This is a genomic window from Streptomyces sp. NPDC059850, assembly GCF_042731515.1.
Classification (GTDB): domain Bacteria; phylum Actinomycetota; class Actinomycetes; order Streptomycetales; family Streptomycetaceae; genus Streptomyces.
On record NZ_JBHWJI010000028.1, the window covers coordinates 38,160 to 60,476 of the forward strand.

A 22,317-nucleotide genomic window follows, 5' to 3' on the forward strand; every position below is an offset into this window, starting at 1 on the left:
GTGGCTGTCCCGGACACATGGCCACGGGACACATGGCTCCTGGACACGGGGCTACGAGCCCGCCGCCGCGAGCCCGCGACGCTGCTCACGGCGGTCCCGCTGCCGGTCCGGGTCGGGTACGAGGGCGGCGAGCATGAGCCGCTGGGTGTAGCGGTCGCGGGGCTGGGCCGTCACCGCCCGGGTATCACCGGACTCCACGATCTCCCCGCCGTACATGACGGCCACCCGGTGACTGATGCGGCGCACCACGGACAGGTCGTGGGTGATGAACAGATACGCGACCCCGGTGCGCTCCTGGATGTCGATGAACAGGTCCAGCACCCGGGCCTGGGTGGACAGGTCCAGCGCGCTGACCGGCTCGTCGCACACGATGAGCTTGGGGTCGCGGCACAGCGCCCGCGCGATCGCGATGCGCTGGCGCTGTCCGCCGGAGAACTCCCGGGGCAGCCGGTGCGCGGCGTCCGTGGGCAGGCTGACCTGGTCGAGGAGTTCGCGGATGCGCCCGTGTGCCGTACCGCGTGACACACCGGCCACGAGCAGCGGTTCGGTGAGGATGTCGCCCACGGTCATCGCCGGGTTCAGCGAGGTGTACGGGTCCTGGAACACCACCTGGATATCGTCGCTGAGCGCACGCCGCTCCCGCGCGCCCAGCCGTGAGATGTCCCGGCCCGCGTAAGCGATCCGGCCCTCCGTGACGGGGGCCAGGCCGAGCACGGCGCGCCCGAGCGTGGTCTTCCCGGAGCCGGACTCGCCGACCAGCCCCACCGTCTCGCCCGCCCGGATGTCCAGCGAGACCCCGTGCAGCGCCCGGAACGGCGGGGTGCGCCACCCCTTGGCGGGGTACTCCACCACCACCCGGTCGACCTCCAGGACGCTGCCATGAGCCGGGGTGTGCGGTGTCGGGATCGTCGTCATGCCTTCTCCTGCACGGTGGCGTGGGCCGTGGGGCCGTCGTCGAGCGGGGTACGGTGCGGGGCGTCCTCCAGCGTCGACGCCAGCAGCATCCGGGTGTACGCGTGGTGCGGGTTGGCGAAGAGCTGCCCGACGGGGGCCGACTCGACCACCTTCCCGGACCGCATGACCACGACGTGGTCGCAGATGTCGGCGACGACACCGAAGTTGTGGGTCACCAGGATCATGCCCATCCGGCGCTCCCGCTGCAGCTCCCGCAACAGGTCCAGCACCTCCGCCTGGACGGTGACATCCAGGGCCGTCGTCGGCTCGTCGGCGATCAGCAGATCGGGGTCGCAGGAGACCGCACCGGCGATCAGCACCCGCTGCGCCATGCCACCGGAGATCTGGTGGGGATACGCGTCGTACACCCGCTCCGGCTGGGCGATGCCCACCCGCTCCAGCAGGGCCAGCGCCCGCTTGCGCGCCTCACCGGCCGAGATCTTCAGATGGAGCCGCATGGGGTCGGCGAGCTGGCTACCGATGGGGAAGGACGGGTCCAGGTTGGACATCGGCTCCTGCGGTACGTAGGCGATCCGCCGACCGCGCAGGCCGTTCATGGCCTTGCCGCTCAGGCGCCGCAGATCCTGTCCGGCGAACGAGAGACCGTCGGCCTCGCGCCGCGCCTCGGGCGGGAGCAGGCCCAGGACGGAGAAGGCGGTCTGGCTCTTCCCCGACCCCGACTCGCCCACCAGCCCGACGACTTCGCCGTCGCGGACGCTGAGCGAGACTCCGTCGACGACCGTGGATTCGCCGTCGCGGGTGGGATACGACACCCTCAGATTCCGTACGGTCAGCAGCGCGTCGCCATCGTCCTCGCTGGCCGGGGCGTTGGCCACCGGGGCATCGGGCGCCTTGGTACGCCCCGGGCGGCGGGCGGGAGCCGCGTAACCGCTCTCCAGGAGGGTGTCCCGCAGCGCGTTGGCCAGCAGCCCGATCGAGGCGACGGTGACGACGATGGCCACTCCGGGCCCCACCAGCAGCGTGGGCATGATGTACAGGTTGGCGAACGCCTCGTTGAGCATCGCGCCCCAGCTGGCCTCGCTCGCCGAGCCGAGGCCGAGGAACTCGATGCCCGCCTGGATGACGACGGCGACACCGAACATCTGCGCCGCCTGGATGATCGTGGGCGCCTGCACCACCGGCAGGATGTGGCGGCGCACGATCCGCAGATCGCCGAGGCCCGAGACCCGGGCCGCGTCGACGTACAGCTCCTCGCGTACCGAGGTCACCGAGGCGCGGACGAGGCGGAAGACGCCCGGCGCGAGGATGACACCGAGCACCGCCATGGCCGCGTTGGCGTTGGGGCCGATCGCCGCGATGGCCACCAGCAGCACCATGATGGCGGGCGCGGCCATCACCAGGCTGGCCACCCAGCTGAACGCGGCGTCGACCCAGCCCCGGTAGTAGCCGCTGACCAGCCCGGCCGGGACGCCGATCAGCAGCGCCACCGCGACCGCGATGAACGCGCCCAGCAGGCTCACCCGCCCGCCGTAGAGCAGCCGGGTCAGGACGTCCCGGCCCACGCTGTCGGCACCGAGCGGATGGTCGGCGCCGAACGGGGCGAACGTGTCCAGCAGCGTCGGGCGGGTGGGGCTGTAGGAGGTGAGCAGCGGCGCGAACACGCTGGCCAGGACCAGCAGCGCCAGCACCGCCAGGCAGACCACCGCCACCGGGTTGCGCAGCAGACGGCGCCACACACCGCTGCGACGGGGGAGCGCGTCGGCCGTACCGGGCGCGGACGAGGTGGCGAGCGTGGACTCGCCGGGGGAGTCGGTCATCGTACGCGCACCTTCGGGTTGAGCCAGCCGTAGGCGACGTCCACCAGGAGGTTGACCGCCACCACGATGAACACCAGATACACCACGACGCCCATGACCAGTGGGGTGTCGCCGTTGGTCGACGCCGTGACCGCCGCCGAGCCGACCCCGGGCAGTCCGAACACCTTCTCGGTGATGACGGCGCCGCCGACCAGGCCGATGAACTGCACGGACAGCACCGTCAGCGCGGGCGGCGCCGCGTTGCGCAGCACATGCCGGAACAGCACCCGGCGCTCACCGAGCCCGCGGCTGCGCAGGGTCCGGACGAAGTCCTGGCGCAGTACGTCGATCACCGAGCCCCGGACCTGCTGGGCCGTCGCCGCGATCACACCGATGGACAGCGAGACGGCGGGCAGGGTGATCGAGGTGAACCACCCCGACGGCGACACCTCGAACGGCACGTATCCGGTCGCGGGCAGCCAGCGCAGCTTCACCGCGACGATCACGGAGAGCGCCAGCGCCGCCAGGAAGCTGGGGACCGCGTAGCCGAGGATCGCCAGCAGCTGGACGACCCGGTCGAGCCAGCCCCGCCGGACGGCCGCGGCCACCCCGAGGACGACGCTCAGGACCGTCGCGAGGACCAGCCCGGCCACCACGACCGACAGGGTCACCGGCACCTTCAGCGCCAGGCTGGCGGACACCGAGTCACCGCTGAACCAGGAGACGCCGAAGTCACCGCGGACGGCGTGGCCGAGCCAGCTTCCGTACTGGCTGAGCCAGGGGCGGTCGAGGCCCAGTTCATGGGTCTTGGCCGCCACTTGCGCCTCGGTGGCCGTGTTGCCGGAGATGTTGCGCACGGCATCGGTGCCGGTGAGGCTCATCATCGCGAACGCCGCCGTGGCGAGGACGTAGAGGAGCACCAACCCGGCCGCCACGCGGCGTATGAGGAATGTCAGCATCGCAACCCTCTTTCGTTTCCTCAGGATGCCGGGGTCATCTGGTAGATCGGTATGGATGACTCGAACGGCTGCGGGGTCACCTTGATGCTGTTCGAGACGCCGTGGACGGAGTCGAGAACGTCCCAGGGGGCGTTGAACGCGTTCGTCTGCACATACCGGTTGATCTGCTGGAACAGGTGCAGCTGGGTGGCGCCGGTCGCCTTCCGGGCCTTGCCGATCAGCTGGTTGAGCTTCGGGTCGAAGTCCCCCGCCGGGTTCCAGGCGCCGTTCTCGGTGAGCTGGGTGGAGATGTAGTCCCAGGGCCGGTACGAGGCGAGCTTGAACCAGGACATCGCGTACTTGCCCCGCTGGAGTGAGGTGAACAGCTCGGTGCTCGGCACCTTCTTGGTCTTCACCCTGATGCCGATGTCCTCCAGCGCCTGGGTCATCACCGCCTGCTGGGCCGCCGCCACCGAGGACACGTCGGGCATCGTCACCGTGAAACCATGCGGGTAACCCGCCTCGGCGAGCAGCTTCCTGGCCTTCTCGGGGTCGTAGGCGTACTTGCTCTGCAGCGACTTCTCATAGGCGCTGCTCTCGGGGATGGCCATCTGGGAGGTCGCGGTGGCATACCCCATGTTGATCTTCTTGGCGATGGCGTCGCGGTCGAAGGCGTGGTTCAGGGCCTGGCGGACCTTCACCTTGCCCAGGGCCGGAACGATCTTTCCGGCGCGATCCCAGATGTACAGGCCCTCGACGGCGTCCACATGCGAACTCACCCGCAGACCACGGCCCTTGACCTGACTCGCGCTCCGCGGGTCGATCCGCGCCCAGTCCACCTGCTCGCCCAGCAGCGCGTTGAGGCGTGCGGTCGGGTCACTGATCGTCCTGATGACGATCTTGTTGAAGGGGAACGCCTTGGTGTTCCAGTAGCCGGGGTTGCGGGTGAAGGTGTAGACGCTGCCGTTGGTCGAGGCGGCCTTGTCCAGCTCATACGGCCCCGAGCCGACCGGACCCCGCTTCCCGTCCAGCGCCTTCGGGCTGGCCATCATGCCGGACGGGTCGCCCAGGCTGGTGACGAGCGAGGGATCGGGCGCCGACAGGTGGATGGCCACCGTGGAGGGGTTCACGGCCTCGACGGTGTCGATGGCCTTCAGCTTTCCGGCGGCCTCGTTCGTGCCCTCCTTGGTGTGCAGCAGATTCGCCTTCACCGCGGTGGCGTCCAGGGCGGTGCCGTCGGTGAACCTCACCCCCTTCCTGAGCTTCATCGTCAGGACGGTCCGCGAGGTGTCGTACCGCCACGAGGTGGCCAGGTTGGGGGTGGCCTCCGCGTTCTTGTCCAGGCGGACCAACGAGTCGAAGACCGGCTCGTAGTAGTTGATGTAGTCCCCCAGACCGGCCGACGCCAGATCCCAGGGGGTGGCGGATACCCCCACCGCGAGGGTCAGCGTCTTGTCCCCGTTCCCCATACCGGAGACGCCGCCGCCACCGCACGCCGTCGCGGACACGAGGGCGAGAACGGCCCCGGTCAGCCCCACTCGTCGCATCGCGCACCTCCTCACCTTGTGCTGTCGCGCGTCGTTCAGCGGTTCTGCCGGGCCCACTGGCCGCACAGCCGGATGCTCTCCTCGGCGGTGTCCCGCGCGCCCCGGTCGACCTCGATGATCAGCCAGCCGTCGAAGGTGCCGGGCAGCGCCGCGATGAGCCCGGGGATGTCCACCGAGGCGTGCCCCGGTTCGGCCCACAGGCCCGCGAGGACCGTGGCGCGGTAGTCCAAGCCCTCGGCCTTGCCCCGGGCGGCCACATCGGCGTGGTAGTCCTTGATGTGCATCGCGGCCACCCGGTCCCCGTAGTCGCGCAGGAGCCCGGGGACATCGGCACCGGCCCAGCCCAGGTGGCCGATGTCCGGGCCGAAGGAGAGGGTGTCCGCGGGCACGGTGTCGAGGATGAACCGGGTCTCCTCCTCGGTCTCCGCCCAGGTGCCCACATGCGGATGGAAGGCCGCGGCCACCCCGTTCGCCCGGGTGGCCTCGCCCATCTTCGCGAACACGTCGCGGACCCGCTCCAGCCGGGCGGGGTCGGACTCCGCGCCGACCGCCGGGCGCCGAACCCGGGGCGCCTCCTTGGACATGCCCGTGGCCACGAACACCGTGGACAGGCCCAGTTCGGCCTGCTGCTCGCTGATCCGCGCCGTCTTGTCGAGATGCGCCCGCAGGCTCGCGTCATCCTCCGGCAGCGGGCCGGATATGTAGCCCGGGGCGGGCGCGAGACCGTGGTCGGAGAGCAGCTTGCCGTATTCGGCGGCCGTCATGTCCGCGGGGACATCGGCGTGCACCGCGCGGATCCCCGCATCGCTGATGATCTTCAGCCGCTCGGGGAGCGGCGGCGCCAGGGCGGGGTCGATCCAGCCGTCCTCGGTCTGCACGAACTGCAGGGGGTTGATCGCGATGTTCTTCTCGCCGATCGTCATGCGGTCCTCTTTCTTACGTGGCGGGTGGCTGAAGCGTGGTGCGCTCAGGCGGAGAAGCGGGGCTCGGGACGTTCGCAGGTGCTGTCCAGCGTCACGACACGCGCCTCGACGGAGGCTTCTTCCACGGCGCACATCGCCTCCAGCACATGGAAGGCGAACGGGGCGTCGGCCCGGTGCGGGCCGCCCTCGACGGCGTTCGCGAGGTCCCGCACCCCGAGGCCCCGGCGGGCCTGCTCCTTGGTGCCGACGGCGCCGAACAGGCCGACCACCGGCTCCAGTACGGACCACTCGGCGTCGCCGTGCCGCCTGAGCCGCACATCGCCGTCGAAGTGGTTCGGGTTCGGCAGGGACAGTGTGCCGCCGGTGCCGTAGATCTCCATGAAGGGCAGGTCGGTGTCCCAGATGTCGAAGCTCATCTGCATCGTCGCGATGGCTCCGGAGGCGAAGGTGAGCACGGCCGCGGCGTGGGTGGGGACCGTGACGTCGATCGAGTCGACGGCCCGGCCGGGCGCGGTCACCGTCCGCCGCTCCGCGCCGATCCGGCTCGACCCGGTGACGGTCTTGACCGGGCCCAGCATGTTGACCAGGAGGGCGAAGTAGTACGGCCCCATGTCCATCACCGGGCCGCCGCCCTCCTGGAACAGGAAGCGCGGGTCCGGATGCCAGGTCTCCGCCTTGCTGTGGCGGATGAACGCCGAGGCGCCGATCGGCGTTCCGATGAGCCCGTCGTCGATGGCCTTGCGCGCGGTCTGGCCCGCGCTGCCGAGGAAGGTGTCCGGCGCCGAGCCGAGGATCCGTCCGCTCCGGGCGGCCGCTTCGAGTACGGTCCGTCCCTCGGCCACCGTCGTGGCCAGGGGCTTCTCCACGTACACATGCTTGCCGGACTCCAGCGCGGTGATGATGGTGCGCCCGTGGTGCACCGGCGGGGTCAGGTTGACGACGATGTCCACCGACGCGTCGGCGTACAGTTCCGCGTCATCACCCCAGGCCGGTATGGAGTGTTCGGCGGCGGCCGCCTTGGCGCGCGCCACGTCGATGTCGGCCACGCGCACGATCTCCAGCTCCGGGTAGCGGGCCAGCCCGGTGACGTACCGGCCGAAGATGTTGCCGCTGCCCAGGATGCCGATCCGATGCGTCTGCTTGGCCATGGAGGTGATTCCTCTCCGGAAAGGGATGGGGCCGTGCGGGTTCTGCCGACCACACCGTCTGTTAGTTCGCGTGGCCAAGGCAAGATGCCGTTTTTAGTTTTTTCTCTTGACTAAAGCCGGTCCAATGCACAGCCTGTCGGGCAGGCGGCAACGCCGATGGGCGCGAGAGGGAGAGATTAGGTACGTGAAAGTGCATAAACCCGAGGCGCGCGCTACCGATAGGGCCTTGCTGCCCGCGGTGCCTTCCGCATTGCGCAGCGTGCTGGACCTCGTGGTGTCAGGGGAGGCGACCAGCCGTGCCGAGATCGCGCGGCGCAGCGGCCTGGCCCGGTCGACGGTCGGCCAGCAGGTCGACCATCTCGTCGGGCGCGGCCTGCTGCAGGAGCTGGGGTCGAGCGAGTCGGTGCGGGGGCGGCCGCCGAGGGTGCTGACACTCAGCCCGAGGGCGGGGACCATCGCCGTGGCGGACGTGGACACGCTGGAATCCCGGGTGGCGATCGCGGATCTCACCGGGCGCGTGATCGCGCGGGAGGCCGTGGACATCCGGGTCGCCGCCGGGCCGGACGCGGTCCTGGCCGCGGTGGCCGAGCGCCTGTCGGGCCTGCTGGCGGCGTACGGGCGCGATCCGGACCGGGTCCGCGAGGTGGTGGTGGGGCTGCCCGGCCCTGTGGACTTCCAGCGCGGCTGCCCGGTGCAGCCGACCGGCATGCCCGGCTGGGACGGCTATCCGGTCGCCGAGTGGGTGACCAGGACCTTCCGTGCCCCGGCCATCGTGGACAACGACTCCAACCTGATGGCGCTCGGCGAGGCCTGCCAGGACGGCATGGACACTCCGCTGCTGTGCCTCAAGATCTCGACCGGCATCGGGGCCGGAGTCATCACCGCGGACGGCGAGGTGTACCGGGGCGCGGACGGCGCCGCCGGGGACGTCGGCCACATCCGCGCCATCGGCGGCGGCGACGCCCTGTGCTCCTGCGGCAACGTCGGCTGCGTCGGGGCGATCGCCTCCCACCGGAGCATCCTGCGCGGCCTCGGCATTCCCGAGTCGACCGACCAGGACCCGCTGTACGGCGTGCACGTCCTGGCGGAGCGCGTCGCCGACAACGACCCGCCCGCCGTGCGCGCGCTGCGCCAGGCCGCCACCGAGATCGGCGAGATCGCGGCCATGCTGGTCTACATGTTCAACCCGCGCACCCTGGTGCTCGGCGGGCCGCTGAGCGAACTGCGCGACGACCTCCTCTCCGGCGTCCGCGCCGCCGTCTACCAGCGTGCCCTGCCCCTGGCCACCCGCAAGCTGACCATCACCACGGCCCAGCTCGGCAGCGACTCCGGGATCCACGGCGGCGTCGCCCTCGCCTCCCGGGACGTCTTCAGCGCCGAGGGCATCGCGCGGATGCTGGTGGAGGACGCGGCGGGAGCGCCGGTGGCCGACCGCTGAGGCGGGGTCAGAGCGTCGCTGAAGTGTGCTCAGAGCGGCGCGCGGTGGGCCTCGAAGACGGCGAGCCGCGCGGTGATGTCGCGGGACGCCTCGGCCAGCGCGGTGTGCAGCCGGGGGATGCTGCTGCCCGCCGTGGGGGCGATCACCGCGAGGGCGGCCAGATACGCGTGGTCGAGGCCGCGCACCGGCACCGCGACGGCGAGATAGCCGCGACGGGCCTCCTCGACCTCCACGGCGTAGTCCTGCTCCCTGATCCGGACCAGCTCGGCGGCCAGCCGGGCGGGGGTGAGGGTGTGCGGCGTACGGCGGTCCATCAGCGGGAGGACGCTGGACAGCGGGTACTGCTCGGGCAGCATGGCGAGGGTGAGCTTGCCCGCGGCGCTGCAGTGCAGCGGGAGGTGACGGCCGCCCGCCGTGGAGCGGGCCCGGTTGCGGTGGCGTCCGGCGTTCTCGATCACCAGCAGTTCCGGGGCGCTCGGCACGGCCAGGTTCACGGCGTTGTCGAGCTGCTGCGCGAGGTTCTCGATGACGGGCCGGGCGGCCTCGCGCAGGGTGCGCTGGCGGGGCGCGCGCAGGCCGATCTCGTAGAGCTGCAGCCCGAGCCGGTACTTGGCGCCCTCCCGCTCCAGGAGATCTCCGGCGACGAGTTCCTGGCAGAGTCGGTGGACGGTGGCCTTGGCGACCCCGGTGCGGGCCGTCAACTCCGCGAGACTGAGGGCGAAGTCGTTGTCCCGGAATGCGGACAGAATAAGGCCGACCTTACCGAGAACCGACTTGGGAGTCTCGCGGATCTGCCGCGGCTCTTTGTCCTTTTCGGCATACACGTACCCAGTCACCGCACCTGACCTCCTCACGGCCGCCAAAGCCGAGGAAAGGAACGATAGGCGCTTTTCGGGGAGGCCGGTAGGGAGCGTGATCCACGCCTATCGGCCGCCCTTTGTCAATACCCGTGTCCGTCCCCGTGTCAGTCCCCGGAATGGTCGCCGAGGGCGGGTACCACCGCGGCGCCGACCGCCTCGATCAGCTCGGTCGGCGGGTCGTAGGAGCCCACATGCTGGAGGAAGACCCCGGACACCCCGGCGCCGTGCAGGGCCGTGAGCCGCTCGGCGATCTGCGCGGCGGTGCCGAACAGACAGAATTCCCGGGCGAACCGCACGGCCGCCTCGTCGCTGATCCACCGCGAACACACGGCGACGGCCGCGTCCCAGTCCTCGGCGTGCACCAGATCCGGGTAGACCCCCTCCACCGTGGCCGGGACCTCCACCTCTATTCCCGCGAGGGCGAGGAAGGGCGCCCCGCCGTTCTGCGCGATCGACGCGCAGATCGGTTTGATCAGCCGCGCCTCGGCCTCGATGTCATCGGTGACCGCGCAGAACGCGGACACCGTCAGCGGTACGTCCGAGGCCGCCCGGCCCGCGGCCTCGGCGCCCTCGCGCACCCGGGCGGCGGCCCCGGCCAGGGGCTTCGGGGACACGCCGCTGAGCAGGATGGCGCCGTCGGCGATCTCCCCCGCGAGCCGCAGGTTCTTCGGCCCGCTCGCCGCGAGGTGCACCGGAATACGTGGCCCCGGATCGCGCAGCCGGGAGCGGACACCGCCGCCGAAGTCCCATTCCCGGCCGTCCAGCAGCCCCCGCAGCATGGCCACGCCGCCACGCATCGCCGCCGAGGTGGTCTGCCGCAGATTGATCGGGCCGACCGAGCTGTTGCCCACACCGAGGCCGAGGGTGAACCGGCCGGGCGCCAGCTCGGCCACGCTGCGGGCGGCCGATGCCACGACGGCCGGATGGCGGGTCGCCACATTGGTGACCGCGGTGCCCAGGCCGATGTGCTCGGTGGCCAGCGCGGCGGCGGTCAGGGTGGTGAACACGTCCCGCCACAGCAGCTGGGAGTCGGGGAACCACACCTCGTCGAAGCCCAGCTCCTCGGCCCGCCGCACGGTCCGGGCGATCTGGTCCGCCCGGTCGCACGGCGGCACCCGGATCCCGATCCGCGGCCGCGTCGCCCCGGGGCGTCGCAGTCCGGCGCTCATGCCCGCCCCTCCACCAGGTCCAGCGCCACATCCGTGATCATGTCTTCCTGGCCGCCGACCATGCCGCGCCGCCCGACCTCGACCAGGATGGAGCGGGTGTCCAGGCCATAGCGTGCCGCCGCCGTCTCGGCGTGGCGCAGGAAGCTGGAGTACACGCCCGCGTAGCCGAGGCTCAGGGTTTCCCGGTCCACCCGCACCGGCCGGTCCTGGAGCGGCCTGACCAGGTCGTCGGCGGCGTCCATCAGCGGGAACAGATCGCAGCCGTGCGACCACCCCTGCAGATCGGCCACCGCGATGAAGGCCTCCAGCGGGCAGTTCCCGGCGCCCGCGCCCTGCCCGGCCAGCGAGGCGTCGACGCGGGTGACGCCGTTCTCCACGGCGACCACGCTGTTGGCCACGCCGAGCCCCAGATTGTGGTGGGCGTGGATGCCCAGCTCGGTGTCGGGCGAGAGGACATCGCGGTAGGCGCGGAAGCGGTCGCGCACCCCGTCCATGGTCAGCCGCCCGCCGGAGTCGGTGACGTACACGCAGTGGGCGCCGTAGGACTCCATGAGCGCGGCCTGCCGGGCGAGTTCGGCCGGGGGTGCCATGTGCGACATCATCAGGAAGCCCGCGACGTCCATGCCCAGCTCGCGGGCGGCGGAGATGTGCTGCGCGGAGATGTCCGCCTCGGTGCAGTGGGTCGCGACGCGCACCGAGCGGATGCCGAGCGCGTGGGCCTGCTTCAGATCGCGCAGGGTGCCGATGCCCGGCAGCAGCAGGGTGGTGGGGATCGCGTGCCGGACGGCGTCGGTGACCGCCTCTATCCACTCCCAGTCGGTGTGCGCGCCGACGCCGTAGTTGACGCTGGACCCGGACAGCCCGTCACCGTGGGCGATCTCGATGGCGCCGACGCGCGCGGCGTCGAGCGCGGCGGCGATGGTGCGGGCCTGGTCCGTGGTGTAGCGGTGGCGGAGGGCGTGCATGCCGTCCCGCAGGGTGACGTCCTGGATGTACAGGGAGGCCTCTGGCATGGTCACTTGGCTGCCTCCACGGTCCGGTGTGCGGCCAGCCGCTCCGCGGTGCGCAGCGCTGCCGAGGTCATGATGTCGAGGTTGCCCGCGTAGGCCGGGAGGTAGTGGGCGGCGCCCTCGACCTCCAGGAACACCGACACCTTCACCGCGCCACGGCCCGCTCCGGCGGGTACGAGAGTGCGCAGCGGGTCGTCGTCGGCGATCCGGTCGAACTGCACCTTCTGCTTGAGGCGGTAGCCGGGGACATACGCCTGGACGCGGCCCACCATGGCCTCGATCGAGGCGGTGACCGCCGCGTCGTCGCACTCCGACACCAGACAGTGCACGGTGTCCCGCATGATCAGCGGCGGTTCGGCCGGATTGAGGACGATGATGGCCTTGCCCCGGCCCGCCCCGCCGACCCGCTCGATGGCGGAGGCGGTGGTCTCGGTGAACTCGTCGATGTTGGCGCGGGTGCCGGGACCGGCCGAGCGGGAGGCGATGGAGGCGACGATCTCCCCGTAGTGCACGGGGGTGACGGCCGAGACGGCGGCCACGATGGGAATCGTGGCCTGGCCGCCGCAGGTCACCATGTTGACGTTGGGGCTGTCCAGGTGAGTGTCGAGGTTCACCGGCGGCACCACATACGGGCCGATGGCGGCCGGGGTGAGGTCGACCACCGTACGTCCGAGGGCGCGCAGCACCTCGTCGTGGCGGCGGTGGGCACCGGCCGAGGTGGCGTCGAAGACGATCCGCACATCGGCGAACTCGTCCAGCGCCACCAGCCCGTCCACGCCCTCGTGGGTCGTGGCCACCTTCAGGCGGCGGGCCCGGGCGAGGCCGTCGGAGTCCGGGTCGATGCCCGCCACCGCCGCCACCTCCAGGGTGTCGGACAGCCGCAGCACCTTGATCATGAGATCGGTGCCGATGTTGCCGGAGCCGATGACGGCGACCTTGGTACGGGTGCTCATGGCCTACTCTCCCTCCGTCGCGAACTCGACAGTGACCCGGCCCAGTTGACTGATGTGGGCCTCGAACCGGTCGCCCGGCGCCGCGGGCACCATCGGGCCCAGCGCCCCGGTCAGCAGGATCTCCCCGGCGCGCAGCGGATCGCCCTGGGCGGCGACGGCCGAGGCCAGCCAGGCCGCGGCGTTCAGCGGGCTGCCGAGGCAGTCGGCGCCGCTGCCCTCGGAGACCGTCCGGCCGCCGCGGGTCAGGGACATCCGCGCCCCGCGCACATCGAGCCCGGTCAGCGGCACGGGCGTACCGCCGAGAACGTACAGCCCGCAGGAGGCGTTGTCGGCGACGGTGTCCACGATGCCGATGTTCCACCCGGCGATACGGCTGTCCACGATCTCCAGCGCGGGCAGCGCGAAGTCGGTCGCCCGCAGCACATCGGCCACCGTGCAGTCGCGGTGCGGCAGATCGGCGCCCAGGACGAGCGCCACCTCCGCCTCCACCTTGGGCTGCAGCAGCCGCCCGGCCGCCACCACACCGCCCTCGGGCACCGCCATATCGGCGAACAGCGTCCCGAAGTCCGGCTGATCCACGCCAAGTTGGGCCTGCACGGCAGGCGAGGTCAGGCCGATCTTACGGCCCGCGACGCGCCGCCCCTCGGCCACACCGCGCCCGACGTTCACCCGCTGCACCGCGTACGCGGCCCCGATGTCCGCCTCGGCGAGGAACGTGCGCACCGGCGGGCACACCACACCGGTCCGCGTGGCCTCCAGCAGCGTGTCGGCCGCCTTGGCCACCTCCGGGGGAAGTCCCTGGCCGGTCATGAGGCGGCCCCGGCGACCAGCGGGGTGTCGACGCCGACCGGGCCGAGCCCGGTGGCGCCGCCCGGGGTGCCCAGCGGCTCCGTACGGCCGGGCAGCGGCTCGGTGAAGAAGCGGCGGTTGTCCTCGCGGTGCTCGGGCCTGGCCAGCCGGTCCACCGCGATGGCCTGCTCGGGGCAGGCGGTTTCGCAGGCGCCGCAGTCGATGCACTCCACCGGGTTGATGTAGAGCTTGCGTTCCCCCTCGTAGATGCAGTCGACCGGGCATTCCTCCATGCAGGAGCGGTCCATGATGTCGACGCAGGCCGGGCCGATGACGTAGGCCATGTCAGTTCTCCTTCTCTGTGGAATGCCCGGGGAACAACATCGCCTCCGGATCGATGACGGTGGCCGCGTTGTTCACCGCGGTGGCGACCTCGCCGAAGCCCACGGAGATCAGCCGAACCTTGCCCGGGTAGTCGGTGATGTCCCCGGCGGCGAACACCCGCGGCACGTTGGTGGCCATCCGGGTGTCCACGGCGATCCGCCGCGCCCGCAGCTCAAGACCCCAGTTCTGCAGCGGGCCGAGGTCGGCGGTGAAGCCGAGGGCGGCGACGACGGTCTGTGCCGGGAGGGTACGGGTGTCCTTGGTCAGCCGGTGGCGGATCGTCACCTCTTCGAGCTGATCCGAGCCGTGCAGCCCGGTCACCTCGGTGTCGGTGATGATCTCGATGCCGAGGGAACGCACCTTCTCCACGGTCGCGCCATGGGCCCGGAACCGGTCCCGGCGGTGGACCAGGGTGACGGACCGGGCCAGCGGAGCGAGCGTCGCCGCCCAGTCGAAGGCGCTGTCGCCACCGCCGACGATCACGATGTCGTGGCCGGTGTGGCCGGACGGATCCGGGACGAAGTACACCTGCCCGCGGCCGAGATAGTCCTCGCCCGCCGGGAGCGGCCGGGGCGTGAACGTCCCCACCCCGCCGGTGATGACGACGGCTCCGGCCCGGACCGTGGTCCCGCCGTCGCCGCGCACCACGGGCCGTCCGTCCTCCCCGTGGAACAGCTCGACCGCCCGCTGGCCGAGGAGATACACGGGCCCGTACGGCTCCGCCTGGGCCACCAGGCTGTCCACCAGGTCGCGGCCGCGCACCGAGGGGAAACCGGCGATGTCGAAGATGGGTTTTTCCGGGTACATGGCGCTGATCTGGCCGCCGCACTGCGGAAGGACGTCCATGACCGCCACGCGCAGCCCGCGGAACCCCGCGTAGTACGCGCCGTAGAGTCCCGACGGACCGGCGCCGATGATGAGGATGTCGGTGTCCACCACGTCCGGGACGGACGCGCTGGCCGGAACATCGGTAAGAACGCTCATGGCCCGGGAGCGTAGGCACCGCCGGGGCCGGGCCCAATGAAACCGTTCCGTCTGGCGGGACACCGCGCTTCGGCAGAGGCACCCGCCCCTGGGAACGTGGCGCGACCACAGGGATCCCGTCGCTCGGAGGTCATGACTCATGAACCCGGACAACAGCAGAGCGGGGCGGCTGCTCGTCGCCTGTACGGCGCTCCTCCTCGTCCCCGCCTGCATGGCGGGAACGGTGGACTCCGACACGGGGGAGGTGAAGGGCGGGCCCACGGTGCGCGTCGCCCTCGGCGTCGACGCCTCGTACGCGCCCTTCTACCTGGCGAAGGAGCGGGGGATGTTCGCCAAGGCGGGTGTGAACGTCGAGCTGATGCGCACCGAGGGCGGCCCGACCGCGGGCCAGGCGGTGACCGCCGGTACCGCACAGCTGGCGGCCAACGCCGACTCCACCGCGCTGCCGCTGATGGCGGGCGATCCGGGGCTGCGGGCGCTGGGTGTCTTCCAGTCCTCCGACCGCTATCTCAAGGTCGTGATGCGCGATGGCATCACCTCCCCGCGCCAGATCAAGACCATGGCGTCCATCCAGGGCCTCGGCCTGTACGCGACCCACACGTATCTGCGCCGCCACGGCATCGACCCCGGGTCCGTGAAGATCCATCAGAGTTCCCCGCCCGAGATGCCCGGGCTGCTCCAGCGCGGCACCATCGACGCCTACGTCCTCTACGAGCCGTGGGCGGCCAAGGGCGCCGAGTCGGGCGGCCACATCGCGGGCCACAGCGGCGACTTCGGGGTGACGTACGTGCAGTGGCTGCTGGCGGAAGAGCGCTGGCTGAAGAACAACCGGGCGGTCGCGGCCAAGGTGTTCACGGTCCTCGCCGAGGCCGACCGGCTGGTTACCCGCGACCCCGGCGCCGCCGCGGAGGCCACCAACCGACAGGTGAAACTGCCCGAGGCGCAGACGCGGAAGGTGCTCCCCGAGATCACCTTCCGCGTCCGCGGACTGACCGGCGCCGACGTCAAGCAGTCCGCCAGGATCACCGGCTTCCTCACCGGGCAGAAACTCATCAAGAAGTCGCCCGATCTGGACCGCGCCCTGCTGAAGGGCTGGTACGAGCGGTACGCCGGTTAGGCCGGTCCACCAGCATGGCTCAGCTCGACCGTGCCGGTGACGCACGCGGTGCCGTCGTCCTTGAGGACGGACACGTCGAGCGAGACCCGCTGCCCGCAGGCGGCGGGCCCGACCTCGGTGACCGTCGCGGTCCAGGTGAGCGGTTCACCGGCCACGGCGGTCGCCCGGTTGCGCCAGCTCACCCCCTCCAGCCGCGCCCCCGGCCCGGACCAGTCGAGGGCGTACTGGACCAGCATCTCGCCGTGCAGGGTGGACTGCACGACCGCGTCGGGGAACCCCTCCGAGGCGGCGAACTCCCCGTCGTAGTGGATGCGGTGGGCGTTCCAGGACACGGCGCTGAACCGGAACAGCTGCACCCTGCTGTGGGTGTAGCGGCGTGGCGGACAGACCTGCCCGGCGGCGGGGGTGTTCACGCGGCGGCACCCCCGTTCGGCACCATGCCACCGTCCAGCACGACGATCGTCTCGTCCACGGCCATCAGCTCCTTCCCGCCCCCCGAGGTGAACCGGGTCGTGACACCCAGCAGCACGAAATCCCCTGAGCGGCCCCCCTTACGGTCCGCCGAGGTCACCGCCCGGGACGCGGTGATCCGCACGCCCGCCACCGGGACCCCGGCGAGCCGCACCGACTGGCCGCCGTGCACCTGGCGCACCGGCAACCCCCGCGTACACGGGGACTCCCGGGCGGCCAGACCGTCCGGGCGCAGCGCGTCCTCCTCCGGGCCGTCCTCCCAGCTCATCATCGCCGCGAGGAACAGCGGGGGAGCCTCGACGGGCTCCCCGGCCGCCTCCCGGGCCCGGGCCCGCGCCACGTACGCGCCATCGCCGACCGCGGCGGCGTACCGGCAGAACTCCTTGACCGTCAGCACCCCGCAGTCCTCGGTCTCCCACCGGCCGATCAGCGTCCGGGCCCGCGCCGCCACCTCCTCCAGCGCCGTCACAGGGCGGCCCGCAACGCTCGGCTGATCCCCAGACCAGCGGTGCGCAGCGCGCCCGTGTGGGCGCCCATGTCGAAGCGGTAGGTGGGCGCGGTGATGGACAGCGCGCCCGCCAGCGAGCCACCGCGGGCGAAGACCGGTACGGCCATGCTGAGATAGCCCAGCCGGATCTCCTCCGCCTCGGTCGCGATCCCCTGCTCCCGGACGCGCTCCAGCTGGCACAGCAGCCGCGCGGGCGAGGTGATCGTGTACCGGGTGAAGGGCTTCAGCCCGTTGCCGATCACCTCACCGGCCAGCGACTTCGGCGAGAAGGCCAGGATGGCCTTGCCGGTGGCGGTGCAGTACAGCGGAAGCCGCCCCGCCACCCGGGACTCCTCGCTCAGCCCGCGGTGCGGCAGGATCTTCTCCAGGTAGACCACGTCGAGACCGTCGTGGATCGCGAAGTGGATGGTCTCGCGGGTGGCCAGCAGCAGATCCTCCATGTACGGCTGCGCCACCTCGCGCAGGATCCGCTGCCGGTGCACCCGCTGGCCGATCTCGAACAGGCGCAGCCCCAGCCGGTAGTCGCAGCCCGCCCGCTCCAGCAGCCCCCAGACGACCAGCTCCTGGGCGAGCCGGTGCACGGTGGCCTTCGCCACGCCCGTACGGCGCACCAGGTCGGCGAGGGAGAGGGTGTCGTCGTCGGCGGTGAACGCCTCCAGGATCGGGCGCACCTTGCCCAGGACGGAGTTCATCGAGCCCGGATCGGGCGGTGCGGCGGGGTCGAGCGGGACGACGGTCATGCCACGTACCTCCTTAGCGCGTCGCCTCGTCGAGGAACGCCAGGCTGAGCGGGTTGTAGACCTCGGCCTTCTCGTGCTGCGGCCAGTGCCCGCACTCGTTGAAGATCTCCAGCCGGGCCCCGGGGATGGCGGCGGTGATGGCCTCGGCCTCCGGAACGGCCCCGAACGGGTTCTTGTTGCCCCACACCACCAGGGTCGGCGCCTTGATCCGCGCCATCCGGTCCGGCCGCAGCAGGTTGCGCTCGCGCCGCTCGACCTCCTGGAGTGCCAGCAGGTTGTCCACGTTGGCCTGGAAGTCGGGGTGGTGGTAGATCTCGTAGCGGACCTGGGTCAGCTCCTCGCCCAGCTCCTCGTCCCAGTTCGCCCACAGCAGCTCCAGCCGCTTGCGGGTGGCGGACACGTCGTCGGTGAGGACGGCGGCGCGGGTCGAGGTCTTCAGCCGCTCCATCACCTCCGGGTTGACCTTGGTGCCGCCCATGCAGAGCAGCTGGAGGGAGGCCACCCGGTCCGGGTGTTCGCTCGCCAGCCAGGACCCCACCCAGCCGCCCAGCGACTCGCCGACCAGATGCGCGCGCTGTGCCCCCACCGCGTCGAGGTAGGCGATCAGGTGATCGACGTAGGCGGGGATCTCGGCGGGGTGGTCCGGCTTGCCGGTGTAGCCGTGGCCGAGCATGTCGATGGCGTGGCAGCGGTAGCCCCGCTCGACGTACGCGGGGATGTTCCGTACGAACGCCTCCAGGTGGCCGGTGGTGCCGTGCAGGAACACCACGTGCTCGCCGTCCTCGGGACCGGCCTGCAGGGCCCGGGTGGTGAGGTCGCCGGTTTCCACGTAGGCGTGCCGGTAGTCGATGCCCGACAGTTCCGTCCAGATGCTCATGGCTGCCTTTCGCTCGCGGGGATTTGTGCGGGGGTTGCTGTGGGATCGAGGACGGCGACGCCCATGCCGGTGAGCCATTCGGGCAGCGATTCGTAACCCAGCCGCCGCCCGGGGACGTGGCCGAGCACCGCCGCCATGAGCAGCCAGGTGCGCACCTCCTGGGCGCCGTTGCCCGCCACCTTCTCCAGCTCCTCGGTGGTGTACCGGGCCACCTCATGGGTCCGGCCGCTTGTCACCAGGCGCAGGAACTCGTCGTCGAAGTCCTCGTTGATGGCGGCCTCGGCGGCCCGGATGATCTCGCGGCGCCTGATGTCGTAGTCCTTCCAGTGGTCGCGGCCGTTCAGCCACGCGCCCACCATGAACTCCTCGTCGTCGCCCCGCGGATCGCGCCAGTCCGGCCACGGCAGCCGGTGCGAGAGCCCGCCGGAGCCGATCACCGCCACCCGGCGGTTCCCGGGGAACGCCAGCACGGCGTCCCGGATGGCCCGGCCCAGCTGCTCGCAGCGCTCCAGCGTGGGCAGCGGGTGCGCGAAGACGTTGACCACCAGCGGCACGATCTCCACGTCCAGACCGTCCAGCAGATACTGGATGGCGTGCGACTGGCCGTGGTCGATCTGCAGCCTGGCCGAGTACGCCGGGTCGAAACGGCCGCCCTCCACCAGGGTGTTCGCGATGTGCCGGGCGAGCGGCACATCCACCGGCTGCGGGCCCTCCGGGGTGCCGGACTCGCCGCTGGCCACGCACTCGCCCACGCCGAGGGTGAAGCTCGGGATGAGGTCCAGCCAGAAGCCGCGGAAGTGGTTCGAGCCCACCAGGATCACAGTGTCGGGCCGGGCGGCGGCGATCTCGTCGCGCGCCTCGCGCAGCGCGTCCCGGAACCGCTCGGCGCGGTCCTTGTGGAAGGTCTCCTCCCAGTGGGTGTTCATGAGCGTGCTGTGCGACGCGCCCACACCCAGGACGATCTCGGTCATTCCGGCTCTCCTTCCACCTCGTCGCGTGTGCGGGTGACGGTGTCGACGGCCGTACGGATCAGATGGCGGGTCAGCCGCTCCATGGCCCGGACGTCGACGGTGTTCATCCCCCGCGCGAAGTCGATCTCGAAGGGCGCCTCGGTGACCTTCGGCATGCCGACACGCACCGTGGGCACGCCCCGGCCGCGCAGGATGTTGGCGTCGGTGGCGCCGCTGTTGCCACGGATCACCTCATGCGGACGGTCCTCCAGGGCCTCCCAGCCCGCGATCGCGCTGCGGCACACCCAGCTGTCCGGATCGGTCCGGGTGCCGGGGATGGCGAGGATCATCTCGGCGGTGACATCGATCCCGGTGTCCTCGCGGAGGGTGGCGAGCGCGGCCAGGAACTCCCGCTTGGCCCGCATCGGGTTCGTGTCCGGGCCGATCCGCAGATCCACCCGGAGCGTGCAGGCCGCCGGGGTGGTGGCCGCCATGCGCGGCCATCCGCCACGCACCGACGCCACCACGCCCTGCGGTGCCACGGTGCCACCGGTGTGGTGGAGCGCGTACGTCGCGAACCACTCCTCCAGCCGCAGCGCGACCGTGCCCGCGTTGGCGATGGCGTTGTCGTACGGCAGACGGTGGCGCGAACCCACGTAGGTGTGCAGGCCGCGCACGGTGACCTCGAACCAGACGAGCCCGACCTCGTCCCAGGACACCGTCCAGCCGGGCTTGGCGATCAGCGCGTAGTCGGTCCACACCCCCTGTTCCAGCAGGAACGAACACCCCACGCCCTGGCCCGTGTTGTACCGGACACCGCCGGGCCGGGCGTTGGTGGGCATGCCACCCGCGCCGAACGCCGCCACGAGATCGCCGGTGAGCGGGATTCCGGCCCGGCGGATGGCCTCGGCGGCCATCATCACGCACGCGGCGTGGCCCTTCGGGTTGGACGCCCCGAGCCCGGTCACCAGATCGCCGTGGACGGTGGCGCGCGGACGCATGTCGTCCCGCAGCTCGGGCCCGATCCACGGGAGGTCTTCGCTCTCCTCGCCGACCGTGAGGGTGTCGATGGGCGCGTAGAGCATGAGGTCGGGGCCGGTGCCGTCGCCGGTCAGCCGCGCCCAGGCGTTGGCCTGCCGGTCGTCGACCGGCTGCACCCGGGCGTGGCATCCGGCGGAGCTGAGGGTGTCGGCGATGTGTGCGGCGAGCGGTCCCTCGTCGCCCGTCGGGCTCGGGACGTCGACCAGCCCGACGATCAGTTCGCGCAACCGGCCGGGGGTGATGTGGCGCCAGGCCTCGGAAACCCAGGTGCGACGCCGCTCATCCAGCCCGGCCAGGCCGTCCGGTCCGCCGCCGGTCACTGGTTGACCCGGTGGACCTGGGTCATGGTGGTGCGCGCGACGCGCTTCCTGGCCAGGGGGAGGCACACGGCGATCGCGGCTCCGGCCAGCAGGGTGAGCAGGGTGCGGCCCATGGTCATGCCTTCTTCTCGCGGGTGGGTTTCGTGGGTGCGGGGGAGTCGGCTTCGGCGCCGACCGCGGCCAGCTTCTTGCCGTACTCCTCCTCGCTGAGGTTCCGCCAGGAGGTCAGCGAGACATCGGGGCGGTACAGCTTCTCCGGCGGCGCGTCCGTGACGTCGACCATCCAGGCGTCCTGGCCGGAGAACTGCCCGTGGAACAGCCAGCGGACGGCGCCCAGGTACTTGGCGTAGAAGCCGAGCGCTTTCCAGCCCTCGGTGAAGTTGACCATCACCCCGACGTAGCGGTGGTTGTCCTCGTCCACCGGCACGTAGAACTCGTAGTGGATGAACTTGGGGTACGCGATGCGCAGCACACCAGGCATCGACAGGGACGCGAAGCCGGGGAACTCCTGCGCCTCGATCGTCGGATTGATCTTGTCGGCCTTGCCGGTGTTGCCGATGTTGAAGGTCTCCTTGGGCGGCTGCATCTTCCACCACCGCTTGTTGGACCAGTGCCCGACACCCGGGTAGTCGGCCTCCCAGTGGACCTCGTCCTGCACCCGGAAGATCCACCGCCCCTTGGGCACGATCCGGGTGATGTTCCAGGTGGGCATCGGCTTGAACAGCCGCCACAGCGCGGTCCGGTGGAGATATTTCGCGTGGCCCTCGTCGAAGCCGTTCTCGCAGGCGAAGCGCCAGTTGCCACCGCGCGGCTCGATCCGGCCGCCCATGACGAACCCGTTGCCGACCAGCTCCTCGGGAAGCTGTGAGTCGATGGAGTGCGGCTCCTCGTCGGCGAGCGGGATGTATACCCACACCATGCCGAGGCGCTCTTCCACCGGGTACGTCCGCACCCCGACCTTGCCGGTCAGGCGGCAGCCGGGCCCGTCGGTGATGACGGCGGCCAGCTTGCCGGTGGGCAGATCGAACGTCCAGCCGTGGTACGGGCAGCTCACGGTGCCCGGAAACTGCTGGTCGCCCTCCGACAGCGGCACCCCGCGGTGCGGACAGCGGTTGTGCAGCGCGTACGCCGTGCCACCGTCCCGGATCAGGGTGATCTTCTCGCCGCAGAGGGTGAACGGCAGTGGCTTGCCGGTGATGTGGCTGGACCAGGTGACCGGGTACCAGTACCCGCGGAAGCCCGCGCCCGCCGCGTCGTAGTGGGGCCATGAGCTCCAGTCCTGGCGGCCGGGTTCCCCCGCTGGTCTGCCGCGGCCCCGGCCGGTGTGCTTGGTATCGGGCGAGCCCTCGACCGTCATCGTGCCTGTCCTCCCGCTGCCGTGGAAACGTGGCACCGAGCATGCGCGGGCCCGGCGCGTTCGCCTACGGACTCGTCCCGCT

General features: G+C 71.3%; 23 protein-coding genes. 2 read left to right on the forward strand and 21 right to left on the reverse strand.

The window, feature by feature from the left end:
• Window positions 1-51 precede the first annotated feature (51 nt).
• Genes ACFV9T_RS23310 through ACFV9T_RS23335 form a run of 6 tightly spaced genes read right to left on the reverse strand, consistent with a single transcriptional unit; the run spans window position 52 to window position 7,267 of the window.
• Window positions 52-915 (reverse strand): ATP-binding cassette domain-containing protein, encoded by an 864-nt coding sequence (locus ACFV9T_RS23310; RefSeq protein ID WP_385443415.1) that lies wholly within the window; start codon window positions 913-915, stop codon window positions 52-54.
• Window positions 912-2,732, reverse strand: coding sequence for a dipeptide/oligopeptide/nickel ABC transporter permease/ATP-binding protein (locus tag ACFV9T_RS23315; RefSeq protein WP_385443417.1), 1,821 nt, complete (start codon window positions 2,730-2,732; stop codon window positions 912-914). Before ACFV9T_RS23315 ends, ACFV9T_RS23310 begins: the two co-directional genes overlap by 4 nt.
• A complete protein-coding gene (locus ACFV9T_RS23320; RefSeq protein ID WP_385443419.1) occupies window positions 2,729-3,670 on the reverse strand; it encodes an ABC transporter permease in 942 nt (313 codons plus the stop codon). Before ACFV9T_RS23320 ends, ACFV9T_RS23315 begins: the two co-directional genes overlap by 4 nt.
• A gap of 20 nt (window positions 3,671-3,690) precedes the next feature.
• Window positions 3,691-5,196 (reverse strand): ABC transporter substrate-binding protein, encoded by a 1,506-nt coding sequence (locus tag ACFV9T_RS23325; RefSeq protein WP_385443421.1) that lies wholly within the window; start codon window positions 5,194-5,196, stop codon window positions 3,691-3,693.
• A gap of 35 nt (window positions 5,197-5,231) precedes the next feature.
• On the reverse strand, window positions 5,232-6,119 hold the full coding sequence (locus ACFV9T_RS23330) for a sugar phosphate isomerase/epimerase family protein (protein WP_385443423.1): 888 nt from the start codon (window positions 6,117-6,119) through the stop codon (window positions 5,232-5,234).
• A 44-nt stretch (window positions 6,120-6,163) separates the two neighbouring features.
• The gene (locus tag ACFV9T_RS23335; RefSeq protein ID WP_385443425.1) at window positions 6,164-7,267 is read right to left on the reverse strand and encodes a Gfo/Idh/MocA family protein; all 1,104 of its coding nucleotides are present in this window, start codon (window positions 7,265-7,267) and stop codon (window positions 6,164-6,166) included.
• Window positions 7,268-7,505: 238 nt separating this feature from the next.
• On the opposite strand from ACFV9T_RS23335, the gene ACFV9T_RS23340 reads away from it, so the two are divergent.
• A complete protein-coding gene (locus ACFV9T_RS23340) occupies window positions 7,506-8,705 on the forward strand; it encodes an ROK family protein (protein ID WP_385443427.1) in 1,200 nt (399 codons plus the stop codon).
• A 29-nt stretch (window positions 8,706-8,734) separates the two neighbouring features.
• Here ACFV9T_RS23340 and ACFV9T_RS23345 read toward each other — a convergent pair whose 3' ends face one another.
• The 7 genes from ACFV9T_RS23345 to ACFV9T_RS23375 all read right to left on the reverse strand — a co-directional run bounded on the left by ACFV9T_RS23345 (window position 8,735) and on the right by ACFV9T_RS23375 (window position 14,854).
• Window positions 8,735-9,541 carry an IclR family transcriptional regulator gene (locus tag ACFV9T_RS23345; RefSeq protein ID WP_385443430.1) on the reverse strand — a complete coding sequence of 269 codons (807 nt, stop codon included), beginning with the start codon at window positions 9,539-9,541 and terminating at the stop codon, window positions 8,735-8,737.
• A 128-nt stretch (window positions 9,542-9,669) separates the two neighbouring features.
• Complete coding sequence (locus ACFV9T_RS23350) at window positions 9,670-10,734, reverse strand: LLM class flavin-dependent oxidoreductase (protein ID WP_385443432.1); 1,065 nt, start codon at window positions 10,732-10,734, stop codon at window positions 9,670-9,672.
• Window positions 10,731-11,747, reverse strand: a complete 1,017-nt coding sequence (dmpG, locus tag ACFV9T_RS23355) for a 4-hydroxy-2-oxovalerate aldolase (RefSeq protein ID WP_385443545.1) — start codon at window positions 11,745-11,747, stop codon at window positions 10,731-10,733. The genes ACFV9T_RS23350 and dmpG overlap by 4 nt, the downstream gene beginning before the upstream one ends.
• A 2-nt stretch (window positions 11,748-11,749) precedes the next feature.
• The gene (locus tag ACFV9T_RS23360) at window positions 11,750-12,697 is read right to left on the reverse strand and encodes an acetaldehyde dehydrogenase (acetylating) (RefSeq protein ID WP_385443435.1); all 948 of its coding nucleotides are present in this window, start codon (window positions 12,695-12,697) and stop codon (window positions 11,750-11,752) included.
• A gap of 3 nt (window positions 12,698-12,700) precedes the next feature.
• A complete protein-coding gene (locus ACFV9T_RS23365; RefSeq protein ID WP_385443437.1) occupies window positions 12,701-13,507 on the reverse strand; it encodes a 2-keto-4-pentenoate hydratase in 807 nt (268 codons plus the stop codon).
• The gene (gene fdxA, locus ACFV9T_RS23370) at window positions 13,504-13,830 is read right to left on the reverse strand and encodes a ferredoxin (protein WP_385443439.1); all 327 of its coding nucleotides are present in this window, start codon (window positions 13,828-13,830) and stop codon (window positions 13,504-13,506) included. The genes ACFV9T_RS23365 and fdxA overlap by 4 nt, the downstream gene beginning before the upstream one ends.
• Window position 13,831: 1 nt before the next feature.
• Window positions 13,832-14,854, reverse strand: coding sequence for an NAD(P)/FAD-dependent oxidoreductase (locus tag ACFV9T_RS23375; RefSeq protein ID WP_385443441.1), 1,023 nt, complete (start codon window positions 14,852-14,854; stop codon window positions 13,832-13,834).
• A gap of 139 nt (window positions 14,855-14,993) precedes the next feature.
• Here ACFV9T_RS23375 and ACFV9T_RS23380 point away from each other — a divergent pair, with 139 nt between their 5' ends.
• Window positions 14,994-15,971, forward strand: a complete 978-nt coding sequence (locus ACFV9T_RS23380; RefSeq protein ID WP_385443444.1) for an ABC transporter substrate-binding protein — start codon at window positions 14,994-14,996, stop codon at window positions 15,969-15,971.
• On the opposite strand, the gene ACFV9T_RS23385 is transcribed toward ACFV9T_RS23380, so the two are convergent.
• From ACFV9T_RS23385 to ACFV9T_RS23420, 8 genes are read right to left on the reverse strand one after another with little or no spacing between them, the layout of a single operon-like run.
• On the reverse strand, window positions 15,968-16,384 hold the full coding sequence (locus ACFV9T_RS23385; protein ID WP_385443446.1) for an acyl dehydratase: 417 nt from the start codon (window positions 16,382-16,384) through the stop codon (window positions 15,968-15,970). The genes ACFV9T_RS23380 and ACFV9T_RS23385 overlap by 4 nt on opposite strands.
• Window positions 16,381-16,911, reverse strand: a complete 531-nt coding sequence (locus ACFV9T_RS23390) for a MaoC family dehydratase N-terminal domain-containing protein (protein ID WP_385443448.1) — start codon at window positions 16,909-16,911, stop codon at window positions 16,381-16,383. The genes ACFV9T_RS23385 and ACFV9T_RS23390 overlap by 4 nt, the downstream gene beginning before the upstream one ends.
• Window positions 16,908-17,690, reverse strand: coding sequence for an IclR family transcriptional regulator (locus ACFV9T_RS23395; RefSeq protein WP_385443451.1), 783 nt, complete (start codon window positions 17,688-17,690; stop codon window positions 16,908-16,910). The genes ACFV9T_RS23390 and ACFV9T_RS23395 overlap by 4 nt, the downstream gene beginning before the upstream one ends.
• 13 nt (window positions 17,691-17,703) lie before the next feature.
• The gene (locus ACFV9T_RS23400) at window positions 17,704-18,567 is read right to left on the reverse strand and encodes an alpha/beta fold hydrolase (protein WP_385443454.1); all 864 of its coding nucleotides are present in this window, start codon (window positions 18,565-18,567) and stop codon (window positions 17,704-17,706) included.
• Window positions 18,564-19,538, reverse strand: a complete 975-nt coding sequence (locus ACFV9T_RS23405) for a catechol 1,2-dioxygenase (protein WP_385443456.1) — start codon at window positions 19,536-19,538, stop codon at window positions 18,564-18,566. The genes ACFV9T_RS23400 and ACFV9T_RS23405 overlap by 4 nt, the downstream gene beginning before the upstream one ends.
• Entirely contained in the window at window positions 19,535-20,878 is a 1,344-nt protein-coding gene (locus tag ACFV9T_RS23410) for a M20 family metallopeptidase (protein WP_385443458.1), read from the reverse strand. The genes ACFV9T_RS23405 and ACFV9T_RS23410 overlap by 4 nt, the downstream gene beginning before the upstream one ends.
• Window positions 20,875-20,997, reverse strand: coding sequence for a hypothetical protein (locus ACFV9T_RS23415; protein WP_385443461.1), 123 nt, complete (start codon window positions 20,995-20,997; stop codon window positions 20,875-20,877). Before ACFV9T_RS23415 ends, ACFV9T_RS23410 begins: the two co-directional genes overlap by 4 nt.
• The gene (locus tag ACFV9T_RS23420; protein ID WP_385443463.1) at window positions 20,994-22,235 is read right to left on the reverse strand and encodes a Rieske 2Fe-2S domain-containing protein; all 1,242 of its coding nucleotides are present in this window, start codon (window positions 22,233-22,235) and stop codon (window positions 20,994-20,996) included. The genes ACFV9T_RS23415 and ACFV9T_RS23420 overlap by 4 nt, the downstream gene beginning before the upstream one ends.
• Window positions 22,236-22,317: the final 82 nt, after the last annotated feature.

Bases quoted from the DNA above. Each gene is read 5' to 3' on its own strand.
- ACFV9T_RS23310 (WP_385443415.1), bottom strand. From the start codon at position 915: ATGACGACGATCCCGACACCGCACACCCCGGCTCATGGCAGCGTCCTG.
- ACFV9T_RS23315 (WP_385443417.1), bottom strand. From the start codon at position 2,732: ATGACCGACTCCCCCGGCGAGTCCACGCTCGCCACCTCGTCCGCGCCC.
- ACFV9T_RS23320 (WP_385443419.1), bottom strand. From the start codon at position 3,670: ATGCTGACATTCCTCATACGCCGCGTGGCGGCCGGGTTGGTGCTCCTC.
- ACFV9T_RS23325 (WP_385443421.1), bottom strand. From the start codon at position 5,196: ATGCGACGAGTGGGGCTGACCGGGGCCGTTCTCGCCCTCGTGTCCGCG.
- ACFV9T_RS23330 (WP_385443423.1), bottom strand. From the start codon at position 6,119: ATGACGATCGGCGAGAAGAACATCGCGATCAACCCCCTGCAGTTCGTG.
- ACFV9T_RS23335 (WP_385443425.1), bottom strand. From the start codon at position 7,267: ATGGCCAAGCAGACGCATCGGATCGGCATCCTGGGCAGCGGCAACATC.
- ACFV9T_RS23350 (WP_385443432.1), bottom strand. From the start codon at position 10,734: ATGAGCGCCGGACTGCGACGCCCCGGGGCGACGCGGCCGCGGATCGGG.
- dmpG (WP_385443545.1), bottom strand. From the start codon at position 11,747: ATGCCAGAGGCCTCCCTGTACATCCAGGACGTCACCCTGCGGGACGGC.
- ACFV9T_RS23360 (WP_385443435.1), bottom strand. From the start codon at position 12,697: ATGAGCACCCGTACCAAGGTCGCCGTCATCGGCTCCGGCAACATCGGC.
- ACFV9T_RS23365 (WP_385443437.1), bottom strand. From the start codon at position 13,507: ATGACCGGCCAGGGACTTCCCCCGGAGGTGGCCAAGGCGGCCGACACG.
- fdxA (WP_385443439.1), bottom strand. From the start codon at position 13,830: ATGGCCTACGTCATCGGCCCGGCCTGCGTCGACATCATGGACCGCTCC.
- ACFV9T_RS23375 (WP_385443441.1), bottom strand. From the start codon at position 14,854: ATGAGCGTTCTTACCGATGTTCCGGCCAGCGCGTCCGTCCCGGACGTG.
- ACFV9T_RS23380 (WP_385443444.1), top strand. From the start codon at position 14,994: ATGAACCCGGACAACAGCAGAGCGGGGCGGCTGCTCGTCGCCTGTACG.
- ACFV9T_RS23395 (WP_385443451.1), bottom strand. From the start codon at position 17,690: ATGACCGTCGTCCCGCTCGACCCCGCCGCACCGCCCGATCCGGGCTCG.
- ACFV9T_RS23400 (WP_385443454.1), bottom strand. From the start codon at position 18,567: ATGAGCATCTGGACGGAACTGTCGGGCATCGACTACCGGCACGCCTAC.
- ACFV9T_RS23405 (WP_385443456.1), bottom strand. From the start codon at position 19,538: ATGACCGAGATCGTCCTGGGTGTGGGCGCGTCGCACAGCACGCTCATG.
- ACFV9T_RS23415 (WP_385443461.1), bottom strand. From the start codon at position 20,997: ATGACCATGGGCCGCACCCTGCTCACCCTGCTGGCCGGAGCCGCGATC.
- ACFV9T_RS23420 (WP_385443463.1), bottom strand. From the start codon at position 22,235: ATGACGGTCGAGGGCTCGCCCGATACCAAGCACACCGGCCGGGGCCGC.